Here is a 9,678-nt window from a genome sequence, read left to right on the forward strand (position 1 = left end):
GGCGCCCGCTCAGTCGGTGTCCAGGTCGTCCAGGGAGATGGCGTGGGTCATCAGCCACCGCGCCAGCGCCGACATGCCGAACAACCAGAGCGGGGCGGACTCGGTGGGGCCGTTGGTGGCGTAGATGGCGAACCGCAGGTCCGGGGCGCGGTACGCCTCGATCCGCCACCGGTGCTGCCGATCCCGCCAGACCGCCGAAGGGTCCATGGCGTCACCGTAGGTGACGTTCGGAGATGTGGTGGCCGGTTGGGGACGGCTCGGCCATCCCCACACCCTGGCAGCCCGCCGCAATCCGATCAGCCCTCAATCACGCGCGGAAGGTCACGCGGCACGATCTGCGGCGTCGGCCACGTCGGCGTAACGCTATGTCAGTCTCGAGTTTCACCGCCGGGCCTACTCCGTATCCTTTGCTCTGCTTAACAGGACGCAACACCAGGTCCGAAGTGCAGGAAGACCGAATCAACGCAACCGAGGCGACATCGCGTCGCATGACGGAACGTAACTGTTGCGCCGGGTGAAGCAGAGCAAAGGGACGCGACCAGGCGGGCGCGGCATCGCCACCGCCGCACACCGCGTCACCAACGGGCTTGCGGCGTGCGCGCATCGTGAGCAGAGCACGCGGCTCGTGGGCCGAACGAGCCGCTCAGGTGACGACGACCCGGGCGTCGTCGGGCAGCCGGCGGGTCGCACCCCGCCGGTCGAGCAGCTCCAGCAACGGCACCGCCACCCGGCGGGTGGTGTCCAACGCCTGCCGGGCCGCGGAGAGGGTGAACGGCTGGGGCAGCCCGGCCAGCACCCGCACCGCGTCGTCGAGCGCGTCGGGGAGCAGCACGACAGTGTCGGCCAGCCGCAGCAACGCGCCGGCGCGCACCGCGGCCCCGATCTCCCGGGGGCCCAGGCCCAGGTCCACGAGGCGATCGGCTTCCGGGGCGCGGAACGGCCGGTCGGCGTACTCGGCACGGACCCGCTGCACGGCCCGCGCCACCGGCTCAGGCAGCGCGCCGGCGCTCGCCTCGCCGACCCGGCCCGCGTGGATCCGCAGCGGCGGCCGGACCAGCGCCTCGACCAGCACCCGGTCGGGCAGTGCGAGACGCTGACACAGGGCGTCCACCGGCACCCCCGGCTCCAGCGGGTGCTCCCGGGCGTAGCGGGCAACCTCCTCGGCCAACTGGTCGCCGAGTCGCCGCCAGTGCCCGGGATCGGCCAGCCAGTCGCCAGCCACCGGCGCGGCGTGCACCGGCACGCCCATCCGGACCAGCGTGCCGGACCGGACCAGTCGGCGGCGGCGCAGTTCGCCGGCCAGGTCGGGTCGGCCGTCCAGGTCGGCGAGGACCTGCGCGCGGGCGGCGGCGGCGCCCCGGCGGACCAGCGGCGGCGGGGCCACGTCCAGCACCCGCACCCCACCGGCCACCTGGTGCCGCCCCGGATCGCGCAGCAGCGCCCGGTCACCGACCAGCAGGGGCAGCGGGCGGGCCAACCGGAGCCGCACGGTGTCCGGGCCGAGCGGGCGGACCCGCACCGGCACCGCCGCCGACCCCACGTGCAGGGTGAGGGTGGCCGGCAGGTCGGCCGCCGGGTCGCTGGTGAGCCGGACGTCGACGAGGTCACTGCGGTGGAACCGACCCGGGGCGAGCAGCGCGTCGCCGCGGGCGAGCCGGTCGCGGGGCGTACCGCGCAGGTTGACCGCCACCCGCGCCACCGCCGCCACCTCGGGACGGGCCTGGCCGAGCGAGTGCAGGCCGCGTACCCGGACCGGTTCGTCACTGCCGGCCAGCTCCAACTCGTCACCAACCCGCAAGCGGCCGGCGCCGAGCGTGCCGGTGACCACGGTGCCGCTGCCCCGCACGGTGAAGCTGCGGTCGACCCAGAGCCGGACCGGGTCATCCACCGTAGGGGCCGGCAGCCCGGCGGCGAGCCGGTCCAGGGCGGCGCGCAGCTCCGGCAGGCCGGCGCCGGTCAGCCCGCTGACCGCCACCGTCTCCACCGCGCCGAGACTCGTCGCCGCGATCTCGGCCCGGGCCCGGGCCGTCGCGGGCCCCGGATCGGCCAGGTCCGCGCGGGTCACCGCCAGCAGGCCGTACGCGACGCCGAGCGCGTCCAGCGCCGCCAGGTGCTCGGCGGACTGCGGCATCCACCCCTCGTCGGCGGCGACCACGATCAGCGCCGCCGGCACCGGGCCGACCCCGGCGAGCATGTTCGGCACGAATCGCTCGTGACCGGGTACGTCGACGAACGCGACCGTGCCGCCGGACGGCAGAGTCGTCCAGGCGAAACCCAAATCGATGGTCATCCCCCGGCGGCGTTCCTCGGCCCACCGGTCGGGCTCCATCCCGGTCAACGCGCGGACCAGTGTCGACTTGCCATGGTCGACGTGCCCGGCGGTGGCGACGACGAACACGGTCAGTCGTCCCCGGGTACGCGCAGCACGGCCGCCCGGACCGTCTCGTCATCCGTGGCGGGTACGCAGCGCAGGTCGAGCAGGAGCCGGCCACGCACCACCCGGCCGAGCACCGGCTGGTCGCCGGTGCGCAGCGGAGCGGCGTACCGCTCGGGCAGGCTCAGCGCCCAGGAGTCCAGCTCCACCCCGGGAGCGCCGCCACCGCCGACCACGGCGACGGCCGGCACCACCTCCGCCTTGCGGCCGTCCACGCCGAGACGGTCGCGCAGCCGCTCCACCCGCTCACGCAGGACCCCCGGGTCGGCGTGCAGCGCGAGCCGGGTCGGCGTGTCCGGGCTCTGCAGAGTGGCGGCCAGCGCGGCCAGGGTGAGTTTGTCCACGCGCAACGCCCGCGCCAGCGGATGGCGGCGCAGCCGGTCGACCAGCTCGGCGTCGCCAAGCAGCAGCCCCGCCTGCGGGCCGCCGAGCAGCTTGTCGCCGCTGGCGGTGACCAGCGTGGCGCCGGCGCGCAGCGTGCCGGCCGCGTCGGGCTCGTCGGGCAGCAGTGGATCCGGGACGAGCAGCCCCGAACCGATGTCGACGACCACCGGCACACCCAGGGTGGCCAGCTGCCGTACCGGGGTGGCCGAGGTGAAGCCGGTGACCTGGAAGTTCGACGGGTGCACCTTGAGCACGAAGCCGGTGCTCGGGCCGAGCGCGGCCGCGTAGTCGGCGAGGGTGGTGCGGTTGGTGGTGCCCACCTCCCGCAGCCGGGCGCCGGTGCTCTCCAGCAGGTCGGGCAGGCGGAAACCGTCGCCGATCTCGACCAGTTCGCCCCGGCTGACCACGATCTCCCGGCCGGCGGCCAACGCGGTGGCGGCCAGCACCAGGGCGGCGGCGCCGTTGTTGACCACGTGCACGGCGCCCGCGTCCGGTACGGCAGCGGCCAGCGCGTCGAGCGCGTCGCGGCCGCGGCGGGCCCGCCGCCCGGTGCTCAGGTCCAGCTCCACGTCGGTGTGCCCGGCGGCGGCCACGATCGCGGCGACCGCGGTGGGCGACAGCGGCGCCCGACCCAGATTGGTGTGCAGCACGACGCCGGTGGCGTTGAGCACCGCGCGGGGGCCGGGTGCGGGCAGCGCGGCGACGGCCGCGTCACGCACCTCGTCGGGGCCGATCTCGCCGCGGCGGGCCCGCTCCTGCGCCCGGCCGACGACCGCCTTCACCCGGTCCCGGCCGAGCGTCGCGGTGGCCGCGGCCAGCCGCGGGTCGGCGAGCAGCGTGTCGGTGCGGGGCACCCGGCGCCGCGGGTCCACCGGGCCGTCGCCCATCGCGTCATCTCCTGCCGCCTGTTGGCGGAAGCGGACGGGAATCGAACCCGCCTGGCCCGGGTCCCGGACCACACCGGTTTTGAAGACCGGGAGGGGCACCAGCCGCCTGAACGCCTCCATCGGACATTCGATCACAGCGCGGGCGGGACCGCCCGGTCAGGTGACAGATCCGCCCTCGGTCCGGCGGGCTTCGAGCCGCTCGCGTTGCGGCACCACCGTGTAGCGGGGGTCGCGGGCGGACGCGACGCCGCCGTAGAAGATGCCGAACCGGGTCGCGACGGAAGCGGCCAGCAGAGCGGCACCGGAGAACGCGCCGACCACCCGGCTGCGCCGGCCGACCAGAGCGCCGGCCACCCCGGCCGCGGTCAGCAGCCGACCGGCGCGCAGCAACCGACCAGGCCGGCCCCGCCGGTACGGCTCGCTGAGCAGTCCGAGGCGGGTTTCCACCCGGTGCGCGCCGTACAGTTCCATGGCCGCGCCGGCCACCGCCATCCGGCGGGCCGGCCCAGCCTCGGCCGGCGGCGCGGCGAGCAGACCCACGCCGGCGCCGCTGGCCAGGGCGCTGCCCGCGAAGATGACCGGCAGCTCCGGGTACGCCTCGTGCCACGACGGCACGGCCGTGTCGGCGAGCAGCACCCCGGTGTACGTGGCCAGCGCGGGCGCGGTGCCGGCGGCGAGCAGCCCGGCCGCGTGCCCGACCGGCGGCAGCGCCCGGCGGACCAGCCCGAGCAGCCCGCGCCGGGGCAGCCAGCCGGAGGCCTCGGCGATCGCGGCGACCCCGGCCGCCGGCCCGAAGGCGGTGAGGATCCAGGTGCCCATCGACATCGGCGAGGTGGGCTTGGCGATCCGGAGCATGTGGTGGAAACGGGCCGGCCTGCCCAGGTCCCGGACCAGGAAGACGGCGCTGGCGCTGACGGCGGCCAGCGCGGTGACCCGGCCGGCCCGGCGCAGCACCGGTCGGCCGGTGAGCTGCCCGCCCGCGGCGAGCAGCGACGAGCCGGCGGCCAGCCCGCCGGTGAACAGGTACGCGGCGATGTCCCACTTCCAGACCGGCGCCTTCAGGACCGGCCGGCCGTAGTACGAGGTGAACTCGGCCTCCGGCACCCGCAGTTCCTCGCCACCGCCGCGACGACCACCACGCCGACCCTTGTGTTCGGCGTTGCGCTGCGGCTGCGGGGTCACGTCCGCGTCGGCGGCGCCCGGCCGGCCCTGGATGCTCGTCTCCGGCCGGTCCAGCCGGTCGCGGAAGCGGCGGAACAGGTCGCCCACCTCCGGGTGGTGCGGACTCACGAGGAACCTCCGACGAACGCGGCGACGGTGGCCGCCGCCATGGCCAGTGCGGCGAGCCCGGCGCGTTTCCACATGGCCGGCAGGTCGCGGGTCGTCACGATCGGGTCCGGCGGCAGCCCGTACACCTCCGGCTCGTCCAACAGCAGGAAGAACGCCCCATCACCACCCACCCCGTCGTTCGGGTCATGCCCGTACAGCCGTGCCTCGGGTACTCCGCGCTCGTGCAGCGTCGCGACCCGTGTGGCGGCCCGCTCCCGCAGCTCGTCGAGGGGCCCGTACTGGATCGACTCGGTCGGGCACGCCTGCGCACACGCCGGGGTCATGCCCGCGCCGAGCCGGTCGTAGCACAGCGTGCACTTCCAGGCCCGACCGTCGTCCTTGCGCTGGTCGATCACGCCGTACGGGCAGGCGGAGATGCAGTAGCCACAGCCGTTGCAGATGTCCTCCTGCACCACGACGGTGCCGAACTCGGTGCGGAAGAGCGAGCCGGTCGGGCACACGTCCAGGCACGCGGCGTGGGTGCAGTGCTTGCACACGTCGGACATCATCAGCCAGCGGAAATCGGTGCGTTGCTCCGCGCCGGTGCCCCGACCCGGCGGCTGCGCACCCGGCATCCCGAGGAACTCCGGCCCCCGGCCGTCGCCGCGGGTGCCACTGTCACCGCGAGGACCACTGTCACCGCGAGGACCACCCGGGGCGATGGGAGTGCCGAGCACGTCGGGGCGGGGCTGCTCGATGAACGCGACGTGCCGCCACGAGTTCGCGGTCAGCGCGCCCGTGTTGTCGTACGACATGCCCAGCAGGTCCAGGCCGGAGCCGGGCACCCCGTTCCACTCCTTGCAGGCCACCTCGCAGGCCTTGCAGCCGATGCAGACGCTGGTGTCGGTGAAGAACCCCATCCGGGGCGGCGCGGTCGACCAACCGGCGTCCGGTGCCGGATCCAGCGGCCCGTACAGGCTGTTCGGGTCAGGAATCACCGCGCCCCTCCCCGTCGCTGTCGGTGGTGATCACCGGGGCGTTGCGGCCCGGCGTGATTCCCGCCCGCCGCTGATACTCGGCCACCAGGTCGAGCAGCTCCGGGCCGGTGGGCCGGCGGCCGGGCCGGACGTCGCAGGTGCCGACCTTGCTCTCCTGGATCAGGACGTTGGGGTCGAGGCTGATCCCGAACAGGTCGTTGGCCGAGTCGCCGGTCACCAGGCCCTCGAAGCCGAAGTGGTACGGCAACCACACCTGGTGGATGATCCGCCCGTCCACCCGCAACGGCGTCAACCGGTCCGTCACCAGCACCTTCGCCTCGATGGCGGCGCGGCCGCTGATCAGGTGGGCCCAGCCCAGGTGCGTCAACCCGACCTCGGCGGCCAGCTCCGGCGACACCTCGACGAACATCTCCGGTTGCAGCTCGGCCAGCGGACGGACCGTCCGACTCATGCCGCCGGCCGTGTGGTGTTCGGTGAGCCGGCTGACCGTGAACACGTACGGGAAGACCTGACTGTGCTCCTGCGGCGGGCTCGGGTTCACCGAGTTGGCCGGATGGGCGTACATCTTGCGGGTCGGGTTGGACTGCTGCCGGTAGAGCGGGTTACGCACCGGCGACTCGACCGGCTCGTAGTGCGTGGGCAACGGCCCGTCCAGGACCCCGCTGGGCGCGTACAGCCAGCCCTTGCCGTCGCCCTGCATGACGAACGGGTCGTCGCCGGCGATGCCCTCGGTGCCGGACGTACCCGGGGGCGGCCGGTACGACGGTGGTTTGGTCTTCTCGAAGTCCGGCACGTCGTAGCCGGTCCACTCGCCCTTGTCCGGATCCCACCAGATGTAGCGTTTGCGCTCGCTCCACGGGTTGCCGTCCGGGTCGGCCGACGCCCGGTTGTACAGGATGCGACGGTTCGCCGGCCACGCCCAACCCCACTCCGCGGCCACCCAGTCCTGCTCGTGGCGAGACTTGCGCCGGGCCGCCTGGTTCACCCCGTCCGCGTAGACACCGGTGTAGATCCAGCAGCCGATCGCGGTGGAGCCGTCCGCGCGGGCCTCGCCGAACGAGGACAGTGGGCGGCCGGTCGACACGTCGTACCCGTTGATTTCGCGCAGCACCGATTCGCCGCTCGGCTCGGCGTGCGGGCCGTGCGTGGGGTAGTCCCAGGTGAGGTCGAGCAGCGCCCGGTCGCGTGGCAGTTCCGACCCGGCCAGCTTCTCCCGCAGCTTTCGGCCGAGGTGGTAGAAGAACCACAGCTCGGAACGGGCGTCGCCTGGCGGTTCGACGGCCTTCTCCCGCCACTGCAGCAACCGCTGCGTCTGCGTGAAGCTGCCCTCCTTCTCCACATGCGAGGCCGCGGGCAGGAAGAACACTTCGGTACGGCACTCTTCCGGGACGATCTCGCCGGTGGCCACCTCGGGGCCGTTCTGCCAGAACGTCGCGCTCTCAATCATGAACAGGTCGCGGACGACCAGCCAGTCCAGGTTCGCCATGCCGAGGCGCTGGGCGCGCCCGTGCGCCGAGCCGACCGCCGGGTTCTGCCCGAGCAGGAAGTATCCCTTGATCTTCCCGTCGATCATGTTCAGCACCTGCTGGTAGGTGCCGTGGTCGCCAGTCATCCGCGGCAGGTAGCCGTAACAGAAGTCGTTCTCCGGCGTCGCCGCCTCACCCCAGTACGCCTTGAGCAGGCTCGCCGCGAACGAGCGGGCGTTGCCCCAGAAGCCCTTCTGCCCCGGGTGCCGGATGCTGTCCACCCACTCGTCGAAGGTGGGGTGGTCGGCGTGGTGTGGCATCGGCAGGTAACCGGGCAGCAGGTTGAACAGGGTCGGGATGTCAGTGGAGCCCTGAATGCTGGCGTGCCCGCGCAGCGCCATCACCCCACCGCCCGGGCGACCCATGTTGCCCAGGAGCAGCTGGATGATCGCGCCCGTGCGGATGTACTGCACGCCCACGCTGTGCTGGGTCCAGCCCACCGAGTAGATCAGCATCCCGGTGCGTTCCCGGCCGGAGTTCCGCGTCCAGGCCTCGGCCAGCTCGAGGAACTTCTCCTGCGGGATGCCGCACACTCGCTCGACCATCTCGGGTGTGTAGCGGGCGAAGTGTCGCTTGAGAATTTGGTAGACGCAGCGTGGGTGCTGCAACGTCTCGTCGCGGCGGGTCTGCCCGCCCACCTCCGCGCCGTGCGACTCATGGCGCAGGCCGGCGGCGGAGTCCCGCTCCTTCGCGGTGTGGCCGCTGCCGGACGAGTCCTCGTGCCCCTCGTACTGCCAGCTGTCCTGCACGTAGCTGCCAGTCGCCGGGTCGAAGCCGGAGAAGAACCCGTCGCCTTCCTCGGTGTCGGTGAACTGCTCGCTGACGATCGTCGCCGCGTTGGTGTACGACAGCACGTACTCCCGGAAGTCCAGCTCGTTGTCCAGGATGTACCGCACCACCCCGCCCAGCAGGGCAATGTCGGTGCCCGCCCGGATCGGCAGGTAGGCGTCCGCCACCGCGCTGGTCCGGGTGAAGCGGGGGTCGACGTGGAAGACCTTCGCGCCCCGACGCTTGGCCTCCATCACCCACTGGAAGCCCACCGGGTGCGCCTCGGCCATGTTCGAACCCTGGATGACGATGACGTCAGCGTTGGCGATGTCCTGCTGAAAATCCGTCGCACCGCCACGACCGAAGCTGGCCCCCAGACCGGGGACGGTGGCGGAGTGTCAAATACGGGCCTGGTTCTCGATCTGGAGCGCCCCCATCGCGGTGAACAACTTCTTGATGAGGTAGTTCTCCTCGTTGTCCAGCGTCGCCCCACCCAGACTGGAGATGCCCAGCGTCCTGTTGAGCGGCCGGCCCTCGCCGTCGACGTCCTCCCAGGTCTGCGCGCGGGCGGCAAGCATCCGGTCGGCGATCATGTCGAGCGCGGTGTCGAGCTCCAGATCCTCCCACTGCGTGGAGTACGGCCGGCGGTAGCGAACCTTCGTCTGCCGCAACGGGCTGGTCACCAGGCTCTTGCTGGCCGAACCCTTCGGACAGAGCCGGCCCCGCGAGATCGGGCTGTCCGGGTCGCCCTCGATCTGGGTGACCTGCCCGTCCTTCACGAACACCCGCTGACCGCAACCCACCGCGCAGTACGGGCAGACCGAGCGGGCCACGCTGTCGGCGTCCTCGGTGCGGGCGGTCAACTCCGCCGAGCGGGCAGACTGCGCCGCAGCGCCCCGACCCAGCGGGTCCGTGCCGGTGAGCTGCCGGTAGACCGGCCAACCCTCGATGAAGGTCCGCAGACCCATCCCCGACACCCCCTCCCACGCGAGCGACCCCATGAACATAGGTCAACCGAGGCATGTTCGCGAACCGAGGAACCGGCAACTGACGCACACAACGCCGCCCCCGGCTGGTGGGCTGGGGGCGGCGTTGGTGTCGGTGTGCAGGTCGCCTCTCGGCGAGTGGTGCGACGCGGTTCCAGCCGAACGGTATTCCGCGAGGGCGATGTTAGGTGAGGCCCGGGGACACTGGATCACACCGACACTGTCCACAACCAGCCGCGGCCCGCCCTTGTTCCCCCGCCCGGCGCCCCCGTCGTGACCTGCGAATCTTGGACAGTTTCCGTTCGCGGGTGACGGGAACTGTCCAAGATCTGGTCGTGGGTATGCCGCTGGCCGGCACCCGGGGTGGGGGTGCCGGCCAGCGGTCAGTGTGCGGTGGGGTCAGCTGTTCCAGTGCTGGGCGACCAG

General features: G+C 72.9%; 6 protein-coding genes and 1 tRNA gene. All 7 read right to left on the reverse strand.

Going from position 1 to position 9,678, the window contains the following annotated elements; translation table 11 throughout:
* Positions 1-9 precede the first annotated feature (9 nt).
* Positions 10-207: a hypothetical protein gene (locus ACWD5O_RS31215; RefSeq protein WP_354968277.1), complete on the reverse strand. Its 198-nt coding sequence runs from the start codon at positions 205-207 to the stop codon at positions 10-12.
* Between the two features lie 436 nt (positions 208-643).
* Entirely contained in the window at positions 644-2,398 is a 1,755-nt protein-coding gene (gene selB / locus ACWD5O_RS31220) for a selenocysteine-specific translation elongation factor (protein WP_450087544.1), read from the reverse strand.
* A gap of 2 nt (positions 2,399-2,400) precedes the next feature.
* Entirely contained in the window at positions 2,401-3,705 is a 1,305-nt protein-coding gene (gene selA, locus ACWD5O_RS31225; RefSeq protein WP_450087545.1) for an L-seryl-tRNA(Sec) selenium transferase, read from the reverse strand.
* A 22-nt stretch (positions 3,706-3,727) separates the two neighbouring features.
* Positions 3,728-3,823, reverse strand: a tRNA-Sec gene (locus tag ACWD5O_RS31230).
* A 38-nt stretch (positions 3,824-3,861) separates the two neighbouring features.
* The gene (nrfD, locus tag ACWD5O_RS31235; protein ID WP_450087546.1) at positions 3,862-4,995 is read right to left on the reverse strand and encodes an NrfD/PsrC family molybdoenzyme membrane anchor subunit; all 1,134 of its coding nucleotides are present in this window, start codon (positions 4,993-4,995) and stop codon (positions 3,862-3,864) included.
* A complete protein-coding gene (locus tag ACWD5O_RS31240; RefSeq protein ID WP_450087550.1) occupies positions 4,992-5,969 on the reverse strand; it encodes a 4Fe-4S dicluster domain-containing protein in 978 nt (325 codons plus the stop codon). The genes nrfD and ACWD5O_RS31240 overlap by 4 nt, the downstream gene beginning before the upstream one ends.
* Positions 5,962-9,234, reverse strand: coding sequence for a formate dehydrogenase (gene fdh, locus ACWD5O_RS31245; protein ID WP_450087547.1), 3,273 nt, complete (start codon positions 9,232-9,234; stop codon positions 5,962-5,964). The genes ACWD5O_RS31240 and fdh overlap by 8 nt, the downstream gene beginning before the upstream one ends.
* Between the last annotated feature and the right edge of the window lie 444 nt (positions 9,235-9,678).

The sequence above is a fragment of the Micromonospora sp. NPDC005161 genome, assembly GCF_053599855.1.

Bases quoted from the DNA above. Each gene is read 5' to 3' on its own strand.
- selA (WP_450087545.1), bottom strand. From the start codon at position 3,705: ATGGGCGACGGCCCGGTGGACCCGCGGCGCCGGGTGCCCCGCACCGAC.
- ACWD5O_RS31215 (WP_354968277.1), bottom strand. From the start codon at position 207: ATGGACCCTTCGGCGGTCTGGCGGGATCGGCAGCACCGGTGGCGGATC.